General features: G+C 26.5%; 23 protein-coding genes. 21 read left to right on the forward strand and 2 right to left on the reverse strand.

Annotated features, from left to right (window positions below):
• The first annotated feature begins 19 nt into the window (after positions 1-19).
• The 17 genes from FRIFI_RS05400 (at position 20) to FRIFI_RS05480 (ending at position 18,832) form a co-directional block, all read left to right on the forward strand.
• Entirely contained in the window at positions 20-1,801 is a 1,782-nt protein-coding gene (locus tag FRIFI_RS05400) for a BglG family transcription antiterminator (RefSeq protein ID WP_242977281.1), read from the forward strand.
• A gap of 166 nt (positions 1,802-1,967) precedes the next feature.
• A complete protein-coding gene (gene pfkB / locus FRIFI_RS05405) occupies positions 1,968-2,885 on the forward strand; it encodes a 1-phosphofructokinase (protein WP_166505236.1) in 918 nt (305 codons plus the stop codon).
• Between the two features lie 3 nt (positions 2,886-2,888).
• Positions 2,889-4,781 (forward strand): PTS fructose transporter subunit IIABC, encoded by a 1,893-nt coding sequence (locus tag FRIFI_RS05410; RefSeq protein WP_166505237.1) that lies wholly within the window; start codon positions 2,889-2,891, stop codon positions 4,779-4,781.
• A 278-nt stretch (positions 4,782-5,059) separates the two neighbouring features.
• Positions 5,060-5,662 (forward strand): manganese efflux pump MntP, encoded by a 603-nt coding sequence (locus FRIFI_RS05415; RefSeq protein WP_092926315.1) that lies wholly within the window; start codon positions 5,060-5,062, stop codon positions 5,660-5,662.
• Positions 5,663-5,927: 265 nt separating this feature from the next.
• The gene (locus FRIFI_RS05420; protein ID WP_242977282.1) at positions 5,928-6,713 is read left to right on the forward strand and encodes a 5'-methylthioadenosine/adenosylhomocysteine nucleosidase; all 786 of its coding nucleotides are present in this window, start codon (positions 5,928-5,930) and stop codon (positions 6,711-6,713) included.
• Between the two features lie 326 nt (positions 6,714-7,039).
• Entirely contained in the window at positions 7,040-7,591 is a 552-nt protein-coding gene (locus FRIFI_RS05425; RefSeq protein ID WP_092926313.1) for a glycerol-3-phosphate responsive antiterminator, read from the forward strand.
• A gap of 202 nt (positions 7,592-7,793) precedes the next feature.
• Entirely contained in the window at positions 7,794-8,591 is a 798-nt protein-coding gene (locus FRIFI_RS05430) for an MIP/aquaporin family protein (protein ID WP_166505238.1), read from the forward strand.
• A gap of 60 nt (positions 8,592-8,651) precedes the next feature.
• Entirely contained in the window at positions 8,652-10,190 is a 1,539-nt protein-coding gene (gene glpK, locus FRIFI_RS05435) for a glycerol kinase GlpK (RefSeq protein ID WP_166505239.1), read from the forward strand.
• A 223-nt stretch (positions 10,191-10,413) separates the two neighbouring features.
• A complete protein-coding gene (locus FRIFI_RS05440; protein WP_166505240.1) occupies positions 10,414-11,874 on the forward strand; it encodes an NAD(P)/FAD-dependent oxidoreductase in 1,461 nt (486 codons plus the stop codon).
• Complete coding sequence (locus FRIFI_RS05445) at positions 11,864-13,108, forward strand: NAD(P)/FAD-dependent oxidoreductase (protein WP_092926306.1); 1,245 nt, start codon at positions 11,864-11,866, stop codon at positions 13,106-13,108. The genes FRIFI_RS05440 and FRIFI_RS05445 overlap by 11 nt, the downstream gene beginning before the upstream one ends.
• Before the next feature lie 2 nt (positions 13,109-13,110).
• A complete protein-coding gene (locus FRIFI_RS05450; RefSeq protein WP_166505241.1) occupies positions 13,111-13,467 on the forward strand; it encodes a DUF1667 domain-containing protein in 357 nt (118 codons plus the stop codon).
• Between the two features lie 370 nt (positions 13,468-13,837).
• Positions 13,838-14,524 (forward strand): hypothetical protein, encoded by a 687-nt coding sequence (locus tag FRIFI_RS05455; protein WP_092926302.1) that lies wholly within the window; start codon positions 13,838-13,840, stop codon positions 14,522-14,524.
• A gap of 220 nt (positions 14,525-14,744) precedes the next feature.
• Complete coding sequence (locus FRIFI_RS05460; protein ID WP_166505242.1) at positions 14,745-15,269, forward strand: dihydrofolate reductase family protein; 525 nt, start codon at positions 14,745-14,747, stop codon at positions 15,267-15,269.
• 376 nt (positions 15,270-15,645) lie between these two features.
• Entirely contained in the window at positions 15,646-16,797 is a 1,152-nt protein-coding gene (locus FRIFI_RS05465) for a cyclically-permuted mutarotase family protein (protein ID WP_176579606.1), read from the forward strand.
• Between the two features lie 50 nt (positions 16,798-16,847).
• Complete coding sequence (locus FRIFI_RS05470; RefSeq protein WP_166505243.1) at positions 16,848-17,300, forward strand: NanQ anomerase/TabA/YiaL family protein; 453 nt, start codon at positions 16,848-16,850, stop codon at positions 17,298-17,300.
• Between the two features lie 144 nt (positions 17,301-17,444).
• Positions 17,445-18,197, forward strand: coding sequence for a creatininase (locus FRIFI_RS05475; RefSeq protein WP_202819468.1), 753 nt, complete (start codon positions 17,445-17,447; stop codon positions 18,195-18,197).
• A 122-nt stretch (positions 18,198-18,319) separates the two neighbouring features.
• Positions 18,320-18,832, forward strand: coding sequence for a DNA topology modulation protein (locus tag FRIFI_RS05480; protein WP_166505244.1), 513 nt, complete (start codon positions 18,320-18,322; stop codon positions 18,830-18,832).
• A gap of 84 nt (positions 18,833-18,916) precedes the next feature.
• On the opposite strand, the gene FRIFI_RS05485 is transcribed toward FRIFI_RS05480, so the two are convergent.
• The gene (locus FRIFI_RS05485) at positions 18,917-19,345 is read right to left on the reverse strand and encodes an EamA family transporter (protein ID WP_166505245.1); all 429 of its coding nucleotides are present in this window, start codon (positions 19,343-19,345) and stop codon (positions 18,917-18,919) included.
• A gap of 230 nt (positions 19,346-19,575) precedes the next feature.
• On the opposite strand from FRIFI_RS05485, the gene FRIFI_RS05490 reads away from it, so the two are divergent.
• Positions 19,576-20,715, forward strand: coding sequence for an AI-2E family transporter (locus tag FRIFI_RS05490; RefSeq protein ID WP_166505246.1), 1,140 nt, complete (start codon positions 19,576-19,578; stop codon positions 20,713-20,715).
• Between the two features lie 88 nt (positions 20,716-20,803).
• On the opposite strand, the gene FRIFI_RS05495 is transcribed toward FRIFI_RS05490, so the two are convergent.
• Positions 20,804-21,142 carry a phage holin family protein gene (locus tag FRIFI_RS05495; RefSeq protein WP_092926290.1) on the reverse strand — a complete coding sequence of 113 codons (339 nt, stop codon included), beginning with the start codon at positions 21,140-21,142 and terminating at the stop codon, positions 20,804-20,806.
• A 211-nt stretch (positions 21,143-21,353) separates the two neighbouring features.
• Here FRIFI_RS05495 and FRIFI_RS05500 point away from each other — a divergent pair, with 211 nt between their 5' ends.
• From FRIFI_RS05500 to FRIFI_RS05510, 3 genes are all read left to right on the forward strand, one after another.
• Positions 21,354-22,991, forward strand: a complete 1,638-nt coding sequence (locus FRIFI_RS05500; RefSeq protein WP_166505247.1) for a dynamin family protein — start codon at positions 21,354-21,356, stop codon at positions 22,989-22,991.
• 4 nt (positions 22,992-22,995) lie between these two features.
• On the forward strand, positions 22,996-24,678 hold the full coding sequence (locus tag FRIFI_RS05505) for a dynamin family protein (protein ID WP_166505248.1): 1,683 nt from the start codon (positions 22,996-22,998) through the stop codon (positions 24,676-24,678).
• A gap of 81 nt (positions 24,679-24,759) precedes the next feature.
• Positions 24,760-25,845: a glycosyltransferase gene (locus FRIFI_RS05510; protein ID WP_166505249.1), complete on the forward strand. Its 1,086-nt coding sequence runs from the start codon at positions 24,760-24,762 to the stop codon at positions 25,843-25,845.
• The last annotated feature ends 24 nt before the right edge of the window (positions 25,846-25,869 follow it).

Consider the following 25,869-nt stretch of genomic DNA (forward strand, 5'->3'; position numbering starts at 1 on the left):
AAAATTATAATAAGGATTGATGATATTGACATATATTTTAAACAGTAGACAAGTTAAGATAATTAATATATTAAACAAAAGTACACAACCTATAACTAGTAAGGCTTTAGCATATGAACTAGATTGTTCTACAAAAACAGTTCAAGGAGAAATAAAAGAGATAAACTCTACTTTAGAAAATGTAAAAATAGATTCTATAAGAGGAAAAGGATATATATTAGTTGGAAATGTAGATTCTATTATTGATAAAGATGATGAACAAACTAACGTTAATATAGATAGAGTAGGATATATATTAAAAAAGATACTACTACTTTATAAAGATAAAACATTGAAAATAGAAAGTTTAGCAGATGAAATGTATGTTAGTCTATCTACCATAAAAAATGACTTAAAAGAAGTTAAAGTTATACTTGAAAATTATAATTTAAAAACTATATCAAAACATAAGCTAGGTATTAGTATTTCAGGAGATACTAAAAATATAATAAAGTGTATAATAGAAAGTAGCTTAAAGTACAAAAACATAAATATTGAAGACTTTTTTAGTGACATTGTAGCTTCAAATATATCTTCAATAAGAAGTGAAATATTATACAATATACATAAAAAACATATAATATTTACTGATTATGAATTTAATAATATATTCAATTATATACTACTATCACTATCATTAGAAGATAATAATAATTATAAAGAATTTATAAAAATATATATTAATAACTACCAAGAAAAAATAAACAGTAATTACAATAAAGAATATGAAGAAAAAGTACTAAGCTCTATAGATGAGTTTATTAAAAATTTAAAATTAGCTACATCTATAGATTTAAGTAATGATAATATATTTAAAAAGTATTTATATAAGCATATACTTAGTTTTTATACTAACAAAGAACTAAACATAAATACTCAAAGTATAATAGCAAGCGATATAAAGGCTAAGTATCCATTTGCATTTGAACTAGCAACTATTGCAAAAAATACATTAGAAAAAGATTTAGATATTAAAATAGATGAAAATGAGATTGCAAATATTGCAATTCATATAGGAGGAGCATTACAAAGAACTTCTCATAAAGAAAACAAAAAAGTATTAAAAGCTATAATAGTATGTGCATCAGGCATTGGAACATCTATGCTTATAAAGGCAAAGATTGAAGCTAAATTTGATAAAAGAATTGAAATACTAAAAGTAATTCCTTCTTACTTAATAGATTTTATAGGAGTACTTGATGTAGATTTTATAATATCTACGGTACCTATAGATATTAAAAATATTCCTGTTATAAATGTATCACCATTTTTAGATGAAAAGGAAATAATGATAATAGAAAAGTTTATAGATACAGGTAAAATTTATTATAATATAAATTTATCTGAAATATTTGATAAGGATTTATTCTTTACAGACTTAGATTTTGATAATAAATATGACGTAATAGATTATATGTCTGATAAATTACTTAAAAAGAATTATATAGATGAAGAAATGAAACTATCTTATATTGATAGAGAAAAGATAGCTACAACAGAAATTGGAAATATGGTAGCTATTCCTCATGGTGCTAAAGGAAAGGTATATAAAAATACTATAGCAATAGGAATACTTAAAAAAAGCATAAAGTGGGAAGTAGGGGATGTAAGGCTTATAGTAATGCTTTGTATACAAAAAGATAGTATATTAAACTATGAAGATTTACTTTCAAGCATATATAAAAGAATAGATTCTATAGCTAAAGTTATAAGTATATGTGAATCTAAAAATTATGATAAATTTATAGCTATGTTTAAATAAATCTATTTAATTTATAATCTAAAAAAATTTAATATAATAAAGGTGAAAATACACCTTTATATTTAATAGATAAATTTCTCTTTTAACTAAGAGAAATTTTTTGTCTTTTAGGAAAAGGTATTCTAGCTTATTATAAGTATATAAGATAACACAATGAGGTGATAAAATGATTTATACAGTTACACTTAATCCATCTATAGATTATGTAATAAAGCTAGATAATCTAAAAAATGGAGAGGTAAATAGAACTAAAGAAGAGTATGTATATCCAGGTGGTAAAGGTATAAATGTATCTTTAATATTAAAAGAACTAGGATATGAAAGTAGAGCACTAGGATTTGTTAGTGGGTTTACAGGTAATTATATAAAAGATGTATTAAAAGATAAAGGATTAAATGAAGATTTTATAAATATAAAAAATGGATTTACAAGAATAAATGTTAAGGTTAAAAGCAGTGAAGAAACAGAAATAAATGGTCAAGGACCAAATATAAGTGAAGAAGATTTAAATAAATTATATGAAAAATTAGACACCCTTAGGGAAAACGATGTATTAGTATTAGCAGGAAGTATACCTAATACTTTAGATTCTTCTTTTTATGAAAATATAATGAAAAGGCTAGAAAATAAAAATATAAAAATAGTAGTAGATGCAACTAAAAATTTATTAATTAATGTATTAAAGCACAAACCATTTTTAATAAAGCCAAACAACCATGAATTAGAAGAATTATTTAATGTTAAACTAGAAACTGTTGATGAAATAATAACTTATGCTAGAAAGTTAAAAGATATGGGAGCTAAAAATGTATTAATATCAAGAGGGAAAGATGGAGCATTACTTATAACAGAAAATGGAGAAACCTTTATAAGTAACGTAGCAAAAGGTAAAGTTAAAAATTCAGTAGGTGCAGGAGATTCTATGGTAGCTGGATTTATAGCTGGATATCTAAATTCAAAAGACTACAAAGAAGCCTTAAAACTAGGAGCAGCTAGTGGAGGTGCAACAGCATTTTCTAATGATTTAGCAGATAAAGAACACATATATAGTTTAATAGATGAAATAAATGTAGAGAGGAGATAAGCTATGAAGATAGTAGATTTAATAAATAAAAAATCTATAAGCCTTAACTTAAAAGCAACTGATAAAAGTGATGCTATAGACAAGCTAGTAGATTTAGTAAATAATAGTGGCAATTTAAATAATAAAGAAGAATATAAAAAAGCAATAATAGCTCGTGAAAATCAAAGTACAACAGGAATAGGTGAAGGAATAGCAATACCTCATGCTAAAACTAGTTCAGTTAAAAATGCATGTTTAGCTGCAGCTATTTGCAAAGATGGTGTAGACTATGAATCTTTTGATGGGAGCCTATCACACTTATTCTTTATGATAGCAGCACCAGAAGGAGCTAATAACACTCACTTAGAGGTGTTATCAAGATTATCTACAATACTTATGGATGAAGAATTTAGAGAAAAACTTATAAATGCTAAAAGCGAAGATGAGTTTTTAAGTTTAATAGATAAAAAGGAAAAAGAGAAATTCCCAGAAGAAAAAGAAGAAAAAATAGAAGTATTTAAAGAAAAAACTTCAAAATACCCAAAAGTATTAGCAGTTACAGCTTGCCCGACAGGTATAGCACATACTTTTATGGCAGCAGAAAGCTTAAATAAACAAGCTGAGAAAATGGGAGTTAGCATAAAGGTAGAAACTAATGGTTCATCTGGTGCTAAAAACGTATTAACTAAAGAGGAAATAGAAAATGCAACAGCTATAATAGTAGCGGCAGATAAAAAAGTTGATATGGCTAGATTTAACGGAAAAAAAGTTATAATAACTAAAGTTGCTGATGGAATACACAAAGCAGAAGAGTTAATAACTAAAGCAGAAAATGGAGATGCACCTATATATAATCACGAAGGAAATGTAGAAACAAAAGATGAAAGCAGCGACGAAAGTGCATTTAGAAAAGTATATAAGCACTTAATGAATGGTGTATCAAACATGCTACCATTTGTAGTAAGTGGAGGTATACTAATAGCATTAGCATTTTTACTTGATAATTACTCAATAAATCCAGAGACTTTTGGTTCAAATACACCGCTAGCAGCATTCTTTAAATCAATAGGGGATATTGCCTTTGGATTTATGTTGCCAGTACTAGCAGGATATATTGCATATAGTATAGCTGATAGACCAGCTTTAGTAGTAGGGTTTGTAGGTGGAGCACTAGCAAATACTGGTGGTTCAGGTTTCTTAGGAGCACTACTTGCAGGTTTTATAGCAGGATATTTAGTAGTAGGACTTAAAAAGGTGTTTAGTGTGTTACCAGATTCATTAGATGGTATAAAGCCAGTACTTTTATATCCTTTATTTGGGACACTTTTAATGGGTATTATAATGACATTTTTAATAATACCTCCAGTAGCAGCACTTAATTTAGGTATAACTAATTTTTTAAATGGACTTGGAACTAGTTCTAAATTAATACTTGGATTAATACTTGGTGGTATGATGGCGATAGACATGGGGGGACCAATAAACAAGGCAGCTTATGTATTTGGAGTAGCATCACTACAATCAGGTCAATTTGAAATAATGGCAGCAGTTATGGCAGGTGGTATGGTACCTCCTTTAGCAATAGCACTTGCTACAACTTTCTTTAAAAATAGATTTACAAAAGAAGAAAGAGAATCAGGTAAGGTTAATTATGTAATGGGATTATCATTTATAACAGAAGGTGCAATACCATTTGCAGCAGCAGACCCACTTAAAGTTATACCAGCTTGTGTATTAGGTTCAGCAACAGCAGGAGCACTTAGTATGATGTTTAATGCAACACTAAGAGCACCACATGGAGGAATATTTGTTGTTCCAGTTGTTGGTAACCCTTTAGGATACTTAGCTGCAATAACAATAGGTTCAGTAGTAGGTATGATAGCATTAGCAGCTTTAAAAAAGCCTATAAATGAATAATATATACTTAGTTAAAAATAGATAGACTTATATAAAAATAAGTCTATCTATTTTTTATATACTAAATGATTAAAAACTTTATTTATATATAAATTTGTATTATAATAAGATGTATATCCTATCATACTGAGGGAGTAGTTTGCACGTATTGTGTGATTAGGTCAACATAATGACTAAATAGTCTGGTCTAATCTTAAAAAACGAGACTCAGGTATGCTTATTTTGCATACCTAGAGTCTCGTTATTTTTTTGCAAAAATAAAAAATTAGGAGGAAATTATGAGTATTACAGCAGTATTATTTACAGCTTTAGCACTTTCAATGGATGCTTTTGCTGTATCGGTAACAAAAGGAATGACTATTAAACATTTAACAAAATCTTTAGGTATAAAAATAGCCTTATTCTTTGGAATATTTCAAGGTGGAATGCCACTTTTAGGGTGGGTTATGGGTATTGGATTTGAAAAGTACATAAAATCTATAGATCATTGGATAGCACTTATATTATTAAGTTACTTAGGATATAAAATGATAAAAGGATTCATAGATGAAAGAAAAGAAGCAAATGAAGTAGATACTTTGTTAGCTGCTACATCTGAAGAAGAGCTATCTACAAAGGATATTTTAGTGTTATCTGTAGCTACTAGTATAGATGCTTTAGCAGTGGGAATAAGTTTTGCTTTTTTAAGTATAAACATAGTAGAGGTATCAATAGCTATAGGTGTTATAACATTTATAATGTGTTTATTTGGAGTTTTTATAGGTAAAAAAATAGGAAACGTATTTAATGGATATGCAGAACTTATAGGTGGAATTATACTTATAGGCATAGGTATAAATATATTTAATGAACATACACATATATTTAGTCAGTTATTTTAAGTACATATAATCAAAACATAAAAAATATATGATAAAAGTATAGATATAGTAAGTTTTCAATAGCTTATTATATCTATTTTTTTATAAAAATTAAAATGCCTAATAGATATATTACAAAGTGAAAAACGAACTTTATTTAATTTTAATATATAAAAATTCATAATAATACATAAAAAATATAAAAAAATATTGAAAATGTATGAAAATAATGATATAAATAATATTGTAAAATGATTTTGACATAAAATTAAGGAGTAATTAGAAAATGAAAAAAATATTAGTTTTACTACCAACAATATTATTATCAATATTTTTAATGGTAGGGTGCACATCACAATCAGAACCAGGAAATGAAAATGTATTAGGGATAATAGGGGCTATGGAAGAAGAAGTAGAGATATTAAAAGAAAAGATGGATATAAAAGAAACTACGACTATAGCAGGTATAAAGTTTTATAAAGGAACATTACATGATAAAAATATAGTGTTAGTTCGTTCTGGTGTAGGAAAAGTTAACATGGCTATGTGTACTCAAGTTTTAGTTGATAAATTTAATGTATCAGCTCTTGTAAATTCTGGAGTTGCTGGGACTATGAATGAAGATTTAAATCAAGGAGATGTAGTTATATCAACAACTACAGTTCAGCATGATTTTGATACAACAGCATTTGGAGATCCACTTGGAGAAATATCAAGATTAAATAAAAGATTCTTTGATGCAGATAAAAATATGATAAATAAAGCAAAAGAAGCTGCTAAGAATGTAAAAGGTGTAAATATAGTAGATGGAATGGTAGCTACAGGAGACCAATTTGTAGCAGGTGGAGATATTGCTAAAAAAATAAAAGATAATTTTAAAGATGTAGAGGCAGTAGAAATGGAAGGAGCAGCTATGGCACAAGTAGCTTACTTAAATGATATACCATTTGTTATACTTCGTTCAATATCTGATAAAGCAAATGGAGAAGCTGATTTATCATATGAGGAATTCTTACCAATAGCAGCTAAAAATGCTAGTTCATTATTAGAAGAATTTATAAAAATATACTAATATTAAGAATAAATAAAAGTTGGGCTAATTTATAGACCAACTTTTTTATTATATAAAGCTAATATAACTAAAAGTCGAATACATATTAATCAAAAATTTTATTAGGATGGTTATAAAGGGATAAATAAAGAAGTAGTTAATGTAGAAAATTTTTGGGATGATTTACGAAATCAAAATGACTATAAATAATTAAATGGGCTAAATATAAAAGGGGAACGAATCGTTCCTCTTTTATATTTTAAAATTTGTTAAAAAAATAATTAATATTGCACTTTTTTTTATTAATGTATAATAAATATAGACGCATACAAATTTGGAGGGAAAAAATGAGAGAAATTTTAGAAGTAAATCCTATAATAGGTGCAATTAAAAATGACGAAAACTTAGAAGCTGTAGCAAAATCAGATTGTGATATTGTATTTTTATTAAATGGAGATATACTTAATTTAAAAAAAATAATCGAATATCTTCATAAATATGATAAAAAGGTATTTGTTCATATAGATATGATATCTGGAATAGCATCAAATCCGGTTATTGTTGATTATATAAAAAGAGAAGTAAAATTAGATGGAATAATAACTACTAAAACTAATATTGTAAAAAGGGCATTAGAGCTAAACCTAGATGTTGTGCAAAGGTTTTTCTTTATAGACTCAATGTCACTTGAAAATGCTATAGAAAGCTTAAGGAAAGTAAAGCCTCAAGCTATAGAAATAATGCCTGGAATAATGCCAAAGATAGTAAAAAGGATAAATAAAACTTATCCTAATATACCAATAATATGTGGTGGACTTATAGATGAAAAAGAAGAAGTTATAAATATATTATCTTGTGGTGCTATGGCAGTTTCAACTACAGATAAAAGTATATGGTAAGGATTAAAAAAAGGCTGTTAAAAACTTAACTGCAATGTTAAAAACTTAACCTTAAAAAATATTGACGGGAAAAAGTTTTTTTATTATTATTTAATTAAATCAATACTAGGCTGGAGACGAGAGAGCTAATAGTTTTTTTACTATGAGCTCTCTCTGTTTTTTTACAAAAAATTGATTTTATAAAAATTAAGGGGGAATTAAGTTGAAAAAAACATTGATGGGAGAGTGTATCTCTGAATTTATAGGATCCTGGATACTAATATTTATAGGTTGTGGATCAGTTGCATCACTTGTATTAAATGGAGCTAGTATTTCACAGTGGGAAATCGGTATAATATGGGGCCTTGCTGTTACCATGGCAATATATGTTACAGGAGCAGTGTCGGGTACACATATAAACCCAGCAGTTACTATAGTTTTAATGGTGTATAGGGATTTTCCAAAGAAAAAGGTCTTACCGTACATAATAGCTCAAATACTAGGATGTTTTGTAGGAGCTGCTACAGTTTACTTTTTATTTAAGAACTTATTCATATCTTTTGAAAATGCTAATAATATAGTAAGAGCAAGTGCAAGTGGTATGGCTACAGCGGGAATATTCTCAACATACCCACATGCTGATATAAGTATAATGACAGCTTTATTTACAGAAATAATAATAACAATGCTTTTAGTTATGGTTATACTTGCAGTTGGAGAAGCTAAAAACTCAAACAAGCCTCATGCTAATTTAGCACCAGTTATGATAGGTTTAACAATAGCTATAATAGGTGCAAGTTTTGGAGTATTAACAGGATTTGCAATGAATCCATCAAGAGATCTTGGACCAAAATTATTTGCAATGATAGCAGGATGGGGAACTAATGCATTAGGAGAAAATATGTATTTCTTAGTTCCAATAGTAGGTCCAATTATAGGTGGTTTACTTGCAGGATTTGTATATGACAAAGGTGTAAAAAGATATTTAGATGATGAAGAGGTTACAGAAGCATCTAAGTAGAAACATTAAATACAACAATAATTATAAATATAAATTTTAAAATTTCCGGGAGGGATTTGTATGGAAAGAAAGTATATAATGGCGCTAGATCAAGGAACAACAAGTTCAAGAGCAATATTATTTGATAAGAGTGGAAACATAATAGCAACTTCCCAAAAAGAATTTACTCAATTTTATCCAAATGCAGGATGGGTAGAACATAACCCTATGGAAATATGGGGAAGCCAAAGTGGAGTTATGAGAGAAGTTCTAGAAACTAATTCTATAAGACCAGATGAAGTTTGTGCAATAGGTATAACTAACCAAAGAGAAACTACAATAGTTTGGGATAAAAATACAGGAAAGCCAATATACAATGCGATAGTTTGGCAATGTAGAAGAACATCAGGGATATGTGATGAATTAGAAGCTAAAGGATACAAAGATACTATAAAAGAAAAAACAGGACTTATACTAGATGCATATTTTTCAGCAACTAAAATAAAATGGATACTTGATAATGTAGAAGGTGCAAGAGAAAAAGCAGAAAATGGAGATCTATTATTTGGTACAGTAGATACTTGGTTAATATGGAATTTAACTCGTGGAAAGGTACACGTAACTGATTACTCAAATGCTGCTAGAACTATGCTTTATAATATAAAAGAGTTAAAATGGGATGATGAAATACTTGAAATGTTAAACATACCAAAGAGTATGTTACCAGAAGTAAAACCATCTAGTTGTGTATATGGACACACAGACAAAGAAATGTTAGCAGGAGCTGAAATTCCAATAGCAGGATGTGCAGGAGACCAACAAGCAGCACTATTTGGGCAAACTTGTTTTGAAGAAGGAAGTGCAAAAAACACTTATGGAACAGGTTGCTTTATGTTAATGAATACTGGAGAAAATATGGTAGAATCTAAAAATGGATTATTAACAACAATAGCTTGGGGTGTAGATGGGAAAGTTGAATATGCATTAGAAGGAAGTATATTTATAGGTGGTGCATCTATACAATGGTTAAGAGATGAACTTAGAATATTATATGATGCTAGCCAAAGTGAATTTTATGCTCAAAGTGTAGATGATACTAATGGAGTATATGTAGTACCGGCATTTGCAGGGCTTGGAGCACCATATTGGGATATGTATGCAAGAGGTAGCGTAATGGGACTTACTCGTGGTGCTAATAGAGCACATTTAGTTCGTGCAACACTTGAATCAATAGCATACCAAGTTAAAGATGTATTAAATGCTATGCAAGAAGATTCAGGACTAAAGCTAAATGGGCTTAAAGTAGATGGAGGAGCAAGTGCAAATAATTTCTTAATGCAGTTCCAGTCAGATATATTAGATGCAAATATAAATAGACCAAAGGTAGTAGAAACTACTGCGCTAGGAGCAGCTTACCTAGCAGGATTGGCTGTAGGATTTTATGATAGCAAAGAAGATATTAAAAAATCTTGGATAATAGATAAAGAGTTTACTCCTAATATGAGTGATGCAAAGAGAAACTTATTATATAAAGGATGGAAAAAAGCAGTACAAAGAAGTCTTGATTGGGCAAGAGAAGATGAAGAACTTAAATCTGAATTAGCATCAGTTGAGAGTTAATATAAAATTAGTGACAAAAAATATTTTATAGTATATAATTAATATATCGAGGAAAATGTTTACAATTTTAAAGTAATATCTATAATTTACAAATTATAACAAAGTGAATTTTATTAAGTACAATATTTAAATATTTTTGGCTAAGAGATGAGAGAGCCTTCTATACAACGTATAGGGGGCTCTCTGTCTTTTTTTAGAAAAAACATAAGTTGGAGGGAAAGTTATGTATGATATAGCAATAATAGGCGCTGGAATTGTGGGAAGCTCTATAGCTCGTGAATTATCTAAATATAATTTAAAAACAGTAGTACTAGAAAAGGGAGTTGAAGTTTGTCAAGGAACTACTAAAGCAAATAGTGCTATAGTACATGGTGGATATGATGCAAATGAAGGAAGTTTAAAGGCAAGATTAAATGTAGAAGGTAACAAGTTGTATCCTAAACTTTGTGAGGAGCTAAATGTAGAATTTAAACAAAATGGTTCTTTAGTTTTAGCTTTCGATGAAGAAGATAAAAAACATATACAACAACTTTATGATAGAGGAATAAAAAATGGTGTAGAAGGTCTAAAAATACTAAACAAAGAAGAAGTATTAAAACTTGAGCCTAGTGTAAATAAAAACGTAGTAAGTGCACTACTTTGTGAAGTAGCAGGTATAGTTTGTCCATTTAATTTAAATATAGCACTTATGGAAAATGCTATAACAAATGGAGTAGATTTAAAATTAGAAAGTGAAGTAGTAGATATTAATAAAATAGATGATGAATTTAATATAAAACTAAAAAATGGCAAAATAATAAAATCAAAATATGTAATAAACGCAGCTGGAGTATACAGTGACAAAATAAACAATATGATAGGCGGAGATGAGTATTATATCATACCTAGAAAAGGAGAGTACAAAATACTAGATAAATCTGAAGGGAAAATAGCAAATCATACATTATTCCAATGCCCAACAAAAAAAGGTAAAGGTGTATTAGTAACTCAAACAGTTCATGGAAACTTATTAGTTGGACCAAATGCAAATGTTGTAGATGACAAAGAAGATATATCTACAAGTAGAGAAGGTATTGAAGAAGTAGTTAATGCTTCAAGAAAAAGTATAGAAAATATAGATTTTAGAAAGACAATAACATCTTTTGCAGGACTTAGAGCAACACCAAATACAGGAGACTTTATGATATTTGCATCAGATAAATGTAAAAACTTTATAAATGTAGGTGGAATAGAATCACCTGGGTTAGCCTCATCACCAGCTATTGCAAAATATGTAGTAGAAATTCTAAAAGAAGAGGGATTAAACTTAGAGAAAAACACAGATTTTAACCCAATAAGAAGAAAAAATAAGCCATTTTCACATATGAGTAGCAAAGAAAAAGAAGAAATAGCAAAAAAAGATGAAAGATATAAAAAGATAATATGCAGATGTGAAATGGTAACAGAAGGTGAAATAATAGATGCTATAAAATCACCATGTGGAGCTAAAACTGTAGATGGAGTTAAAAGAAGAGTAAGACCAGGAATGGGAAGATGCCAAGGTGGTTTTTGTGGTCCTAAAGTTATAGAAATAATAGCTAGAGAACTTAATATAAATGTTGAAGATGTATTAAAAGATTATGACAAATCAAACATGGTAGTAGGTAAAGTTAAGGAAATGAGGGGTGAGTTAGTTGAAATATAATGTTGTTGTTGTTGGAGGAGGACCAGCAGGTCTTGGAGCAGCTTATGAAGCTAAGAAAAATGGTGCAAAAGATGTACTTATAATAGAAAGAGACAGAGAATTAGGTGGAATACTTAATCAATGTATACACAATGGATTTGGACTTCATGAATTTAAAGAAGAACTAACAGGGCCTGAGTATGCTCATAGATTTATAGAAATGATAAAAGAAGAAAATATAGATTATATGCTAAATACTATGGTACTTAATATAACTAAAGATAAAACTATAGAAGCACTTGGAGAAGATGGACTTATAAATATAAGTGCAGATTCAATCGTTCTTGCTATGGGATGTAGAGAAAGAACTAGAGGTGCAATCGATATACCAGGATATAGATGTGCAGGAGTATATAACGCAGGAGCAGCTCAAAGGCTATCAAATATGGAAGGATATATGGTAGGTAAAGAAATAGTTATATATGGATCAGGAGACATTGGTCTTATAATGGCAAGACGTATGACATTAGAAGGCGCTAAAGTTAAGGCAGTAGTAGAAGTTAATCCTCACAGTAGTGGGCTTACTAGAAATATAGTACAGTGTTTAGATGATTTTAATATACCTTTAATGTTAAGCACAGGTATAAGTTATATTCATGGAAAAGAAAGAGTTAAAGGAGTTACACTTTCAAAACTTGATGAAAACAGAAAGCCTATAAAAGGAACAGAAGAATATATACCATGTGATACAGTACTTTTATCAGTAGGACTTATACCAGAAAATGAGTTAAGTGTTGATTTAGGAGTAAGTCTAGATAGTAAAACTAGTGGACCAATAGTTAGAAATAGCATGGAAACTAATATAGATGGTGTATTTGCTTGTGGTAATGTAGTTCATGTACATGACTTAGTAGATTTTGTTACAAAAGAAAGTAGAATAGCTGGTAAAAATGCAGCTCTATACTCATTAAATAAATTAAAAAATAATGAAAGTGTAAAAACTTTAGCAAGTGAAGGAATTTCTTATATAGTACCACAAAATATAGACACAACTTGTGATGAAGATATAAATTTATTTATGAGAGTTAGAAATATATACAGTAACAAAAAATTAGTAGTAGAAAGTAATGGTAAAGTAATATTAGAAAAGAAAAGAAAACATATGATACCATCTGAAATGGAAAATATAAAATTATCTAAAGATTTATTTAAAGATATAAAAGAAAATATAACTGTAAGTGTTAAGGAGGCTTAAATATGGCAAATATAACTTGTATAGTATGTCCTATGGGATGTCCATTAGTAGTAACTAAGACTGATGATGGATATAAAGTAGAAGGAAATACTTGTAAAAGAGGAGAAAAGTATGGAGTAGAAGAGTTAACTAATCCTAAAAGAGTTATAACTACTACTGTAAGACTTGAAAATTCATATTTAAACCTACTGCCAGTAAAAACAAAAGAATCTATACCAAAAGATATGATGTTTGAAATAATGAGAGAATTGGACACTATAAAGGTAAGTGCACCAATAAGTGTAGGAGATGTTATAGTTAAAAATATACTAGACACAGGTATTGATGTAGTTAGTGCTAAAACAGTAGATATTTATTAAAAAGATAGCTTATGCTATCTTTTTTTTATATACCAGTACTTTATATTAAGCATAAAGCTGTTGATAGCTTACATAGACAACATATATCAATAAGATTAAAATGCAAAAAAAGATATTTTGAGCAACAGACGAAGTCGTGGGCGACATGAAGTGTTTTGCCGACACGTCGCTCAAGCAAAGCGAATTTTTGTTGTACCCAAAAAGTATAAATATAAAAGTTACATCCTTGTTACTTTAATTACGAACTTGTAATCTAAAGTAACAGCCGTGTAACTGTTATATATAATTTTAATATGTTAATATAAATACATAGAAGGAAATAAAATAAAAACTTACATAAATTTACATAAATTAAAAGGACGTGATTAAAATGAAAAGAGCTATAACAGCATTATCAGTATTATGTGGAGGGATGTTATTTGTAAGTCCAATAAACAACATAATATTTGCACAAAATTCTAATAACAAACCTAAAGTAGAAGCAGTTGAAGGTATAAACACTAATACAAAAGAAGAAGTAAATAAAGAAGAAAATAACAACATAGATAAACAAGTAATAAAAAATGAAAGCAATAATAAAGTACATAATGAATCAGTAAAAGTTGAAAATAAAGAAGAAGTTAAAAAAGATGATAATAAAATAAATAAAGAAGAAAACAAACAAGAAAATAATCAAGTAGCTAAAGAAGAAAATACAACTACTAATGAAAATGCAAAAGTTGAAAATAAACAAAAAACTGAAGATGATAAAGTACAAGAAGAAAATGTAGTAGTTTCAAATGATAAAGTACAACCAGACATAAAAGAAGAAAGTAAAGTTGAAGTTATAAAAGTATTAAATCAAGAACAAGCTAAAGATTTATTAAAAATGTATAATCAAGACGCAAACTATACATACCAAGGTGATGAAAATAACTTTAGTGCATTAAAAGAAAAAGGATTAAGTGGATATGTATTTTTCCCAGACTATGATACTGACTTAGGTTTCTTTGTAGATAAAAATACATCAAATATATACTACTTCCACCCAAGTGGATATCTTGAATTAGCTATGTAAAATAAATTAATATAAGCTAAAAAAGAGCACCTCTAAAAAAGAGGTGCTCTTTTTATATAGTAATACTAACAATTAATGATTTTAAGTTGATAATTTAATATAATATCTATTTTTAATAGAATATAAGAAACTATGTACTATAATATATTTATAATTTAAAATATTTTATGATAAAATGTAAATTAAACTAAAAAAATCAGTAAGAAAGAGAGACATAAATATGAAAAGAAAAATAATATTAAACTTAGCAATTAGCATAGATGGATATATAGCAAGTGAAGATGGAGGATTTGACTGGATAGTTGGAGATGGAGATAATTCTTTAAATAGTGATAAAAAGTGGGATTTTAATGAATTTCTAAGTGAAGTAGATACTGTAGTAATGGGAAAAAAATGTTATGACCAAAATTTTCATAATGACTACAAAAGCAAAAAGGTGTATGTAGCTACATCAAAGGAGCTAGAAGATTATGAAAATATACATTTTATAAATGGCGATATATGTAAAGTAATAGAAGAAGAAAGAAAAAAAGAAGGAAAGAACATATTTTTATTTGGAGGAGGGAAATTAGTAGACAACTTTATAAAAGCAGATATTATAGATGAATATATAATAGGAATAATACCTACAATACTTGGAAAAGGTAGACCATTATTCTTGGGTAATAACCCTAAAATAGATTTACACTTAGATGAGTATATTTCAGACAATGGGATTGTCATATTAAGATATTCAAAAAGATAGTATATAAAATTTAAATATATAAAGTTATGAGAATATTTATTTTCATAACTTTTTCTATATATATAATATTAAATTTTAGTTAAAAAATACATAAAAAATTCTATTATAGTTTATGTATTTATTACATTAAACATAAAATTAATTTTATATAGAAGTTATATAAAAATCTTATTGATAAGAATATTTTTTATTAGTACAATCTAATTGTAAAAGTAAAAAAACTAAAAATATAGTTATGTCATTTTTATAAATAACAGTATATATAAATCTTAAAGTATATAAAATTGATAAATAGTTTTTGACTAAAATAAATACCTCTACAAATTATATCTATAATTTTTAGTTTTAAAAATATATTATTTATTGGAGGTAAGTAATGAGAAAGCTAACAAAGGCTATGGCAATTGCAATTTCATCTACGTTTATACTAGGTGCAAGTACTATGAATTATACTGGAAATGCAGGTGGAAATGATGTAGATAGAATACTCTGGGAACATGGTGGTGACTTAGAGGCACAATTTGGACAAGATAAAAATATAGGTACTGCAGGTTTACTTGCGGGTAAAGATGGCGAATATATAATAGCTGGTGGAGGAGCAAATTTCCCAGATAAACCAGTTTTAGATGGAGGGGCTAAAAAGCTTTATCCAGATGTGTATGTACTAAAGGAAGAAGATGGAAGACTGAAGCAAGTTAGCCATGAAAAACTAAATTATGAAATTGGATATGGGAGCTCAATTACTGATAAAGAAGGGGTTTACTATATAGGTGGAAGTAGTAATGAAAAAGAAGCTGATAATGTAACTTTATTTACAGTTAATAAAAAAGGAAAACTTAAAGAAAAGCACATAGGAGATTTACCATTTACACTTAGCGATGGAATAGCAGTTAAAAAAGATAGATATATATATGTTGGTTTAGGAAAGCAAAATGGAACACCTAGTAATAAGATGTATAGATTTGACATAAAAAAAGGTGAGACTAAAGAGTTAGCACCTATGCCAGGAGAAGCAACTAGAAACCAAGCTGTAGCTCAAATATTAGGTGATGATATATATGTATTTAGTGGTGGAGATAAAGTAGCATATACAGATGGATATAAATATAACATAAAGAATAATAAATGGGAAAAGGTTTCTGATATTAAAATAAATGATAATAAAATATCTTTATTAGGAGCAAGCTCAGTGAAACTTAATGAAGAAGAAATGTTAGTTATAGGTGGATTTAATAAAGAAATATATGATGATGCAGTTTATAATCTAGATAACTTAAAAGGAGAAGAATTACAAGCCTTTAGACAAAAATATTTTGGTGCAGATCCTCAGGAATTTAATTGGAATGAAAATATATTAATATATAATGCAGAAGAAGATAGCTGGAAAACTGTAGGAGAAATTCCATTTAATGCACCTTGTGGAGCAGGTCTAATACTTAATGGAAATAAGATATATTCAATAAATGGGGAAGTAAAACCAGGTGTTAGAACAGAAAGAACTTTTGTAGGAACAATAATTAATGAGTAGCTATCAAGGTATAAATTTAATTAAAGACTTTTAGAATAGGGGGAAAATTTATGATATTTGGCAATATAAAGCATATAAAAAATTATCCTAACTTAAGTAAAGACCTACTTAGATGTTTTGAATATGCTAATGAAAATGATTTGAATAGATATGAAAAAGGGACATATACTATAGATGAAAAAGATATATTTGTAAATATAGTAGAATATGAAACTTATGAGAAAGAAGAAAGATTTTGGGAAGCTCATAAAAAGTACATAGATATTCATTTAATGATAGATGGATGCGAAAGAATTGACTTAAATTTCATAGAACAATTAACTCAAAAAGATTATGAAGAAGAATCGGACTTTTTACCTCTAGAAGGTGAAAATAATGGATATGTAGAATTAAGAAAAGGAAATTTCTTGATTTGCTATCCAGAAGATGCTCACATGACAGCTATAAAAGTAAATGAAAAAGAATATGTAAAGAAAGCTATATTTAAAATTATAATAAGATAAATATAAGAGAGGGTATATGCCCTCTCTTATTAAAGTATAAAAATTAAATTTTTATTATTGGTAAATTTAATTATTTAAACTTGTTAAATACATTTTTTTATATGATATAATTTATACAGTAGTATTAATAAAGGAGTGATTTTTATGACACTAATGGCAGAAATGACATGGTATGAGTTTAATGAAAGAAAAGACAAAGATGTAGTAATATTACCTATAGGGTCTGTTGAACAACATGGACCACACTTACCATTATCTACAGATACTATAATATCTGAGGGATTCTCTAAATTATTAGGAGAAAAAACAAATTCTATAGTAATGCCTTCTATAAATTATGGATATAAATCTCAACCGGCATCAGGTGGAGGTCCATTATTTCCAGGTACTATAGATTTAAATGGAACTACTTTAATAGAGTTAGTAAAAGATATTTTAGAAGAGTTAATAAGAGATGGTGTAAGAAAAATAGCTATAGTAAACTCTCATTTTGAAAATCAAGCATTTTTACTAGAAGCCATAGATTTAGTAAGCAAATTTATGCCAAATGATACTAAAATAATAATGATGAGCTGGTGGGACTTAATAAGCCAAGATACTATTGATAAAGTATTTGATGAAATAGAGTTTCCAGGGTGGGCATTAGAACATGCAGCTATAACAGAGACTTCATTAATACTTAAATTTGCTCCACAACTAGTTCATATGGATAGATTAATAGATGAAAAAATAGAAGAAGTACCAACTTATCATGTATATCCAATACCAAAGGATTTAGTTCCAAAATCAGGATTATTAGCCATAGGAAGAACTAGTTCTAAAGAAAAAGGAGAACTAATAGTAAATGAAGCTTTAGACAAAATGGTTAGTATAGTAAACAAAGAATTTATAAAATAAACAAGAATATTTTGCTATAAAAATACATTAAAAACCTATGGCTATAAATAACTAGCAATAGGTTTTTAATGTATTTACTATTATTTTAATTTATTAATATTAAAGTTTTGGAGGAAATTAAAATGAAAATTGCAATAATTGGTTATAGTGGAAGTGGAAAATCCACACTTGCTAGGAAGCTTTCAAAATATTATAAGGCACCTGTTTTATTTCTCGACAAAGTTAATTTTTTGCCCAATTGGATTGAACGTGATAGAGATGAAGGGCGTTTGATAGTATGTGATTTTATGAAAAATGATTCTTGGGTGATAGATGGAAATTATAGTGATTTTTTTCAAAAAGAAAGATTAGAACAAGCTGATAAAATAATTTTTTTGAATTTTCCACGTAGAATTTGTATTTATAGAGCATTAAAGAGGTATTTTAGATACAAAAACACAACTCGTGAAGATATGGCTAAAGGATGTATAGAGAAAATTGACTTAGAATTTATTTGGTGGATTCTTTATGAAGGCCGCACTAAAGAAATACGCAATCATTATAAACAAATAGAACAAGATTTTAAAAATAAAATAGTAGTTTTGAAAAAAGCAAAAGAAGTTAATTTGTTTCTACAGAAAATAACAAATTCATAGTATATAGTAAATAAAAAAATTAATTACTATGTACTATGAAATATATAGTTAATATTTTTATTGTCTTGATATGTAATATAAAATTTATCCTAAGGCAACAAATATAGTACCAATAGCTATAAATAAAACGCCTATTATACCTTTTACACTTATTTGTTCTTTAAATATTAAAATAGAAAAAATTACAGTTAAAACTACAGATAACTTATCAATAGGAGCTACTTGCCAAGTTTTACCTGCCTTTAGTGCTATATTTAAAAATAACCAAGACAAAGCACCAGATACGCCAGCAAATACTAAGAATAGTAAGTCTTTTTTATGACTTAAAAGAGAAGATAGATTAGAAAAATCTCCTTTTATAAAAGATACTAATACTAAAAATACTCCCATTATAACTGCTCTAACACTAGTAGCTAGTGAAGGAGACAAGTTAGTTACTCCCACCTTAGAAAAAACTGTTACAAAACTTGCACTGATAGCCGCTAAAAGTGCATAAAATAACCAATTACTCATAAAACCTCCTTGCGAATTAATATTAAATGTTAATTAAAAATAAATGAAAATAAATATCAATAACTAAAATAATACTTTATAAATCTTATATAGTCAATAAATATTTAAATGCAATAAAAAATTATATAAAAAATAATAAAATATTATATCTTGTTTGAAAACATACTAATTTAAACTTGTTTGTTGTATAATTTAATAATAAACAATCAACAAAAGGAGAGTCAAAATTTATGAGGGATTTTAAACTGAAAAATCAATTTATACTAGCAACTTATATAATTATATTATCCTTTTTATTATTAAATATAAAAACTGTAGGAAATGTTTTAAACACTACATTATCTATATTAAAACCTTTTATAATAGGATTAGCTATAGCATTTTTACTAAATGTACCTATGAAATCTTTTGAAAATAGATTAATAGGAAAAATTGTTAAAAAATATAATATAAAGAATTCAAAAATTATTATAAGGATAATATCATTAATATTAACACTTATAACAATAGGGCTATTATTAAGTGCATTTATAAACTTAGTAATACCACAATTAGTAAAAAGTACTTCAAGTTTAATAAGTAGTATTCCGCAGGATATAGACTCATTACAGTCTTATATAACAACTTATATGTCTCATATAAATATATCAGATAATTTACATCACAGTTTATTATCAGGAGTTGATAAGATGTCAGACTTTATGATAAAAACTTTAAATTATTTTATATCTAATATAGTTGGAATTACTTTTTCAATAACATCTATAATAACTAACTTATTATTAGGTTTTGTTATAGCCATATATATGTTACTTAGCAAAGACAAGCTTATAGTTCAATTTAAAAAGGTGATATATGGTCTTTTAAGTGAAAATATGGCAGATAAAATAATGAGCATTATTAAATTAGGAGATGTTAAATTTTCAAAATTTATAGTAGGACAATGTACAGATGGTATAGTTATGGGAAGTTTATGTTTTATAGGTATGACCATATTTAATATGCCTTATGCTATATTAATAAGTACATTAATAGGAATTACAGATTTAATACCGATATTTGGTACATTTTTAGGAGCAGCTCTTTCTGCTTTGATATTATTTATGATAAAACCTGTAACAGCACTTTACTTTATAATAATGATAGTTATAATTCAGCAAGTAGAAGGGAATTTTATATATCCATTTATAGTAGGAAATTCCATAGGATTATCATCATTTTGGATATTAGTTCCTATAATAATAGGTTCATCAATGTTTGGAGTATTAGGGATCCTAATAGGAGTACCTCTTTTTAGTATGATATATACTTTATGTGGTGGGTATATAAATAACAGGATAAAATCAAAAAATATAAATATACAAAAATAATTTGATACTTGTATTTATTTTATATAAACAATTAAAATAATATAAAAAGGGACTAAAGTTGGCTTTTAGTCCCTTTTTATATTATTAATTAGTCTAATATACTATATAAAACACTATTTACAATAGATAGCAATATAGATGCACCTATTGCACTTAAAGTACTATTTATATAAACTCCATTAACAAATGAGAATGCTAGCTTTAAAACTAATCCATTTATAATTAGTGAAAATAACCCTAAAGTTAAAACTGTTATAGGGAATGAAAAGAACTTAAGTATAGGCTTTATAGTTAAATTAAGTAATCCAAATATTAATGTAAGTATTATTAATGACTTAAAAGAACTTATATATACGCTATTTAAAAGTAAAGATACTATATATAAGGATATAGCATTAACGACTATAAATAATGATGCTTTTCTCATAGTAAATCTCCTTTCAAAATATTACAAATTTATACAAATATTAAATCATATATACAATAATATTTCAAGTTAGTATAATATTTAAGATAATTAGATCATATACTTTAAATATGGTTTTGTTTTTAATTTTGTCTATATATTAAATTTATATACACTACACTTATTAAAGTAAAAATATAATTAAATTAATTTACCAAAAAAGGATGATATTATGTATAATTCAAGATATGAAGAATTAAACAATATTATGAAAATTATTACACCTATAGAAAATGAAATAAATAATATTACAAAGTATATATATACCAAAGATAAAACAAAATCAATATATATTATAGATTATATACAAAAAGAGATAAATAAATTAAAAAACAATGTAAAAGAGCTAGAAAATCCATTTGTACTTTGTATAGTGGGTTGTGGGAACTACGGAAAATCAACTCTTATAAACTCATTAATAAAAAGGGAGGTAGTAGCTACAAAAGATATACCAAGTACTTGGAAGGTTGATGTTTTTTTAAAGAGTAATTTAGAAAAAATAGAGATAATATATGACAACGAAGAAAAAATTTTAAAAAGTATACAAGGTGGATATAGATTACTGAAAGATGAAGAAGATAAGTACAAAAAATCTAAAGAAAAAATATATAGATTAGTTCAAGAGCTTAAAAAAGAAAATACAAAAACAAAAAAAGAACTTAAAGAATACAAAAGAGAATTAGAAGAGAAATATTTATATAAACCTCAAATATGTAAGATTAAATATTACTTAAAAGAAGGAAATTTAATAAATGATTTTACTATAGTAGATACACCGGGACTTAACCAAAGTCTATTAAATACTGATAAAAAAGTAGAGAGATATTATGAGATAGCAGATGGAATTATATGGGTAATAGATGCTCAAAATATAGTATCTAGTGAAAATACAAAGCTTATAAATGAAATTAATGATATAGATAAAAATTACACTAACAAAAATATAATAGCTGTTGTAAATAAGATTGATATAATAAAAGAAAAAGATCTAGATAAAGTTAAAGATAAATGTGAAGAATTATTTAAAGATAAGTTTAAAGACATTGTATACATATCAGCTAAGGATGCTATAAAAGGAATATTAAATGAAGATTATTATTATATACAGAAAAGCAATATAGAAAAATTATATAAAAGTATAGATGTTAATTTTAAAAAACTTTGTGAAAATAAGCAAATAGAATCCAAATACAAAAATTTATATATAACTAAAAGTAATATACTACAATCTATATACTCACATAAGAGAGAATTATACAAAGACTTATCTATATATAATGAAATAGATTATGAATTAAAATACACCTTAGATAATATAAAAAAGGATGCTCTAAGTTATATAAAAGATATAGATATAGAAACAAAGGACCATATAATAAGTTTGCAAAATAAATGCAATAATGATTTTAGTAATATATATGATATAATTTATAAAAAATCAAATTTCAATAAAGACTCCATTTATCAAAAAATAGATACTAATATAAATTTAGATAAAATCCAGGTACCAATTCAAAAACAATTAAAAGATAAAGCAAAAGAAGATAAACTAGAAAATTTATTTAATAAATTTTTAGTTAAAGCATTTAATGAAGACGTAAATTATAAACCAAATTACCTATCTATAAATAAAGAACTCATAACAAAAGACATAGAAAAAATATTAAAAGATAATATAAATACTATAATTTCAAACATAGAATATATAAAAAATCATAGTTTTGAAAAAGTATATATAGACTATAAGTATATAAATATTTATATAGACTTCCTAAACAATATAGAAAGAATTTTAAATACTTTGGGGTGATATTTTGGAAAATAATAAAGGTATATGTATAGTTAAAGAAGAAATATTAAATTCACCAATAAGAAAAAAGTTAATTGAAGATTTAAATTTACCATATAAAAATACAATAAAAGAACCATTACAAGAAGTGGTTGAACTTATTAAATCTATAGAAAGTAATAAGGAAGAACCATTAAAAATTGTTGTGTTAGGAGAAGTTAAATCAGGAAAATCAAGCTTAGTAAATTCATTAATAGGAGGGGATATAAGTGAAGTAGATGTACTTGAAGCTACTTCTAGTATAATAGAAATAGTATATAGTAACATGCCATATACTAAAACATATAAAGACATAACAAAGGTGGGTCTTAATATAGATTATTTAAAAAAGATAAATATAGTAGACACACCAGGGTTAAAGAGCATAACTGTAAACAATGAAGAAAAAACTTTAAACTATATAAAAAATGCTGATTTGATATTATTTGTAATAGATGCAACTCACCTAGGACAAGAAGATGTAATAGAAGCGCTTGATTTGATAAGTGAGTATAAAAATAACATTATAGGTATAGTAAATAAGTGTGATTTATTAAGTTCTGATAAAGAAGAAATTATAGATTATATAAAAGATGAATATGGAATATATATAGATGAATTTTTTATGATATCTTCATATCTTGAATACCAAGAGAAGGTATTACCTAAGGTAAAAACAAAAAGTACTGATTTAGTATTATCAAACTATAATGATTTAAAATACGAATTTAATAGATTAAATGATTATATAAATTATCTAATAAAAAATTCTCAAGAAGAAAAAAATAGTAGTATAAAATCATCTTTAGATAGAATAATACACAAAGATATAGTTTGTCATAATGATTATCTAAAGACTTTATATGTTTTAGATGATGAACTATTAATATACAATAAATTACTTCAAAACAAAAGAGACTATATAAGTTCAAAGATGGATTTTGAGATAAAGGATTGGGTAGATAGAATATTTTTTAGTGATGAAATACAAAAAATTAAATTAAATATAGATTTAGCTAAGTTATACATAAATGAAGGATATATAAATGAATTAGTAAACAAGAAAAAAATAGAATTGGATAATTTATTTTTTAATGAGTGGAGTCAGTGTTTAAAAGAAATAAGCAATGAAATGGATGATGATATAAAAAGATATATAAATGATATAACATATAAAAATGAATGCATAGATACCCAAAGCTTTAAATTAGAAAAAAACCAAGCAACAGCAAATGAATTATTAGCAGTAGTAGGAACAGGTGCAGTGCTTGGGGCAACTTCGGGTACAGTTGTTTCAATGTATAGTGCAATACTTGGAGCATCGGCAACCTCAACTACTATATCAGCAGCACTAATGACTTATTGTCCACCGCTATTAATAGCAGGGACTATAAGTGGAGCAGTAGGGAAAGTTATATATGATAAAGTACGAGATGATAAAAAGAGCAAGGAATTGCTAAATGATATAGATACTTTTATAGAAAATCTAAAGTATAAAATAAGTGAGAATCTAAAAGATATATATGAAAATTATAGTATAGAGATAAACTATACAACACTAGAAATACTAAAAAATATAAAAGGTATACAAACTAACAAACACGAAATAGAAGATACAATTAAAGAAATAAATATATATATAGATAAATTAAAAACATATATACATTAATGAAAATTCAGTACAATAAACACAAAAAATGTCATTTTATCATACATTGAAGTATAACTTTTAATTAAGGGAGCAAATAGTATGATTACTATAAGTTTATGTATGATAGTAAAAAATGAAGAAAATATTTTAAAAAGATGTTTAGATAGTATTTATGATATAGTAGATGAAATAATAATAGTAGATACAGGGTCAGTAGATAAAACAAAGGAAGTTTGCAGAAATTATACTAACAATATATATGATTTTAAGTGGATTGATGATTTTTCAAAGGCTAGAAATTTTTCCTTTGATAAAGCAACCAAAGATTATATACTTTGGTTAGATGCAGACGAGTATTTAGATGAGAAAAATAGAAAAAGACTTATAAACTTGAAAGAAAATTTAAATGAAAGTATAAGTGTTATATCTACAGAGACTCATATGTGTATAGATGAAAATAATAATCCTAAAATAGTAGCTAGAAGAAATAGAATAATCAAAAGAAATGAAGGTTTTAAGTGGGTAGGATATGTTCATGAATATATATCTATAGAGGGTATAAATGAAAGTAATGTATATGATAGTAATATTTGTATAATACATGATAAGGTAAAAAATATAGATGATAGAAATCTTAAAATATACGAAAAAAAACTAAAAGATGGCAAAATATTAAGCAATAGAGATTTGTATTATTATGGAAGAGAATTATATTGTAATTTAAAATATGAAAAATCTATAGAAATATTAAAAGAATTTATAAAGGTAAGTAAATTTAAGGAAGAAACGGTAGATGCATTATGCAAAATAGGAGAATGTTATATAAAACAAAAAGAATACAAACTAGCAAGGATATATTTATATAAAGCCTTTGAAGAAGATATACCAAGAGCTGATATAATGTATAATATAGCTTATTCATTTGAAGAGGAGGAAAAATATTTACAAGCTATAAGTTGGTATAAAATAATACTTAATACTGATATATCTTGTGATACTAACCAATGCATTAATATGAGTTACTTAAGATTTAAACCTCATTTAAATCTTTGTTGCTGTTATTATGAATTGAAAGATTTACCAAGGGCTTATTATCACCATCAAAAATGTATGGAATTAAATCCAAATGATGAATGTGTAAAATGTAATGAAAAGTACTTTAATTCTATAATAAAAGAAAGATAAGGTGGGGAGACCCACCTTAAATTA

Source organism: Romboutsia hominis, from assembly GCF_900002575.1.
In the GTDB taxonomy this organism is placed as follows: Bacteria; Bacillota; Clostridia; order Peptostreptococcales; family Peptostreptococcaceae; genus Romboutsia_C; species Romboutsia_C hominis.

What these genes read in the sequence shown, in the direction of transcription:
- pfkB (WP_166505236.1), top strand. Translation starts at nt 1,968, where the DNA reads ATGATTTATACAGTTACACTTAATCCATCTATAGATTATGTAATAAAG.
- FRIFI_RS05420 (WP_242977282.1), top strand. Translation starts at nt 5,928, where the DNA reads ATGAAAAAAATATTAGTTTTACTACCAACAATATTATTATCAATATTT.
- FRIFI_RS05400 (WP_242977281.1), top strand. Translation starts at nt 20, where the DNA reads ATGATATTGACATATATTTTAAACAGTAGACAAGTTAAGATAATTAAT.
- FRIFI_RS05485 (WP_166505245.1), bottom strand. Translation starts at nt 19,345, where the DNA reads ATGAGTAATTGGTTATTTTATGCACTTTTAGCGGCTATCAGTGCAAGT.
- FRIFI_RS05415 (WP_092926315.1), top strand. Translation starts at nt 5,060, where the DNA reads ATGAGTATTACAGCAGTATTATTTACAGCTTTAGCACTTTCAATGGAT.
- glpK (WP_166505239.1), top strand. Translation starts at nt 8,652, where the DNA reads ATGGAAAGAAAGTATATAATGGCGCTAGATCAAGGAACAACAAGTTCA.
- FRIFI_RS05500 (WP_166505247.1), top strand. Translation starts at nt 21,354, where the DNA reads ATGTATAATTCAAGATATGAAGAATTAAACAATATTATGAAAATTATT.
- FRIFI_RS05510 (WP_166505249.1), top strand. Translation starts at nt 24,760, where the DNA reads ATGATTACTATAAGTTTATGTATGATAGTAAAAAATGAAGAAAATATT.
- FRIFI_RS05480 (WP_166505244.1), top strand. Translation starts at nt 18,320, where the DNA reads ATGAAAATTGCAATAATTGGTTATAGTGGAAGTGGAAAATCCACACTT.
- FRIFI_RS05490 (WP_166505246.1), top strand. Translation starts at nt 19,576, where the DNA reads ATGAGGGATTTTAAACTGAAAAATCAATTTATACTAGCAACTTATATA.
- FRIFI_RS05460 (WP_166505242.1), top strand. Translation starts at nt 14,745, where the DNA reads ATGAAAAGAAAAATAATATTAAACTTAGCAATTAGCATAGATGGATAT.
- FRIFI_RS05425 (WP_092926313.1), top strand. Translation starts at nt 7,040, where the DNA reads ATGAGAGAAATTTTAGAAGTAAATCCTATAATAGGTGCAATTAAAAAT.
- FRIFI_RS05455 (WP_092926302.1), top strand. Translation starts at nt 13,838, where the DNA reads ATGAAAAGAGCTATAACAGCATTATCAGTATTATGTGGAGGGATGTTA.
- FRIFI_RS05465 (WP_176579606.1), top strand. Translation starts at nt 15,646, where the DNA reads ATGAGAAAGCTAACAAAGGCTATGGCAATTGCAATTTCATCTACGTTT.
- FRIFI_RS05475 (WP_202819468.1), top strand. Translation starts at nt 17,445, where the DNA reads ATGACACTAATGGCAGAAATGACATGGTATGAGTTTAATGAAAGAAAA.
- FRIFI_RS05495 (WP_092926290.1), bottom strand. Translation starts at nt 21,142, where the DNA reads ATGAGAAAAGCATCATTATTTATAGTCGTTAATGCTATATCCTTATAT.
- FRIFI_RS05450 (WP_166505241.1), top strand. Translation starts at nt 13,111, where the DNA reads ATGGCAAATATAACTTGTATAGTATGTCCTATGGGATGTCCATTAGTA.
- FRIFI_RS05410 (WP_166505237.1), top strand. Translation starts at nt 2,889, where the DNA reads ATGAAGATAGTAGATTTAATAAATAAAAAATCTATAAGCCTTAACTTA.
- FRIFI_RS05470 (WP_166505243.1), top strand. Translation starts at nt 16,848, where the DNA reads ATGATATTTGGCAATATAAAGCATATAAAAAATTATCCTAACTTAAGT.
- FRIFI_RS05440 (WP_166505240.1), top strand. Translation starts at nt 10,414, where the DNA reads ATGTATGATATAGCAATAATAGGCGCTGGAATTGTGGGAAGCTCTATA.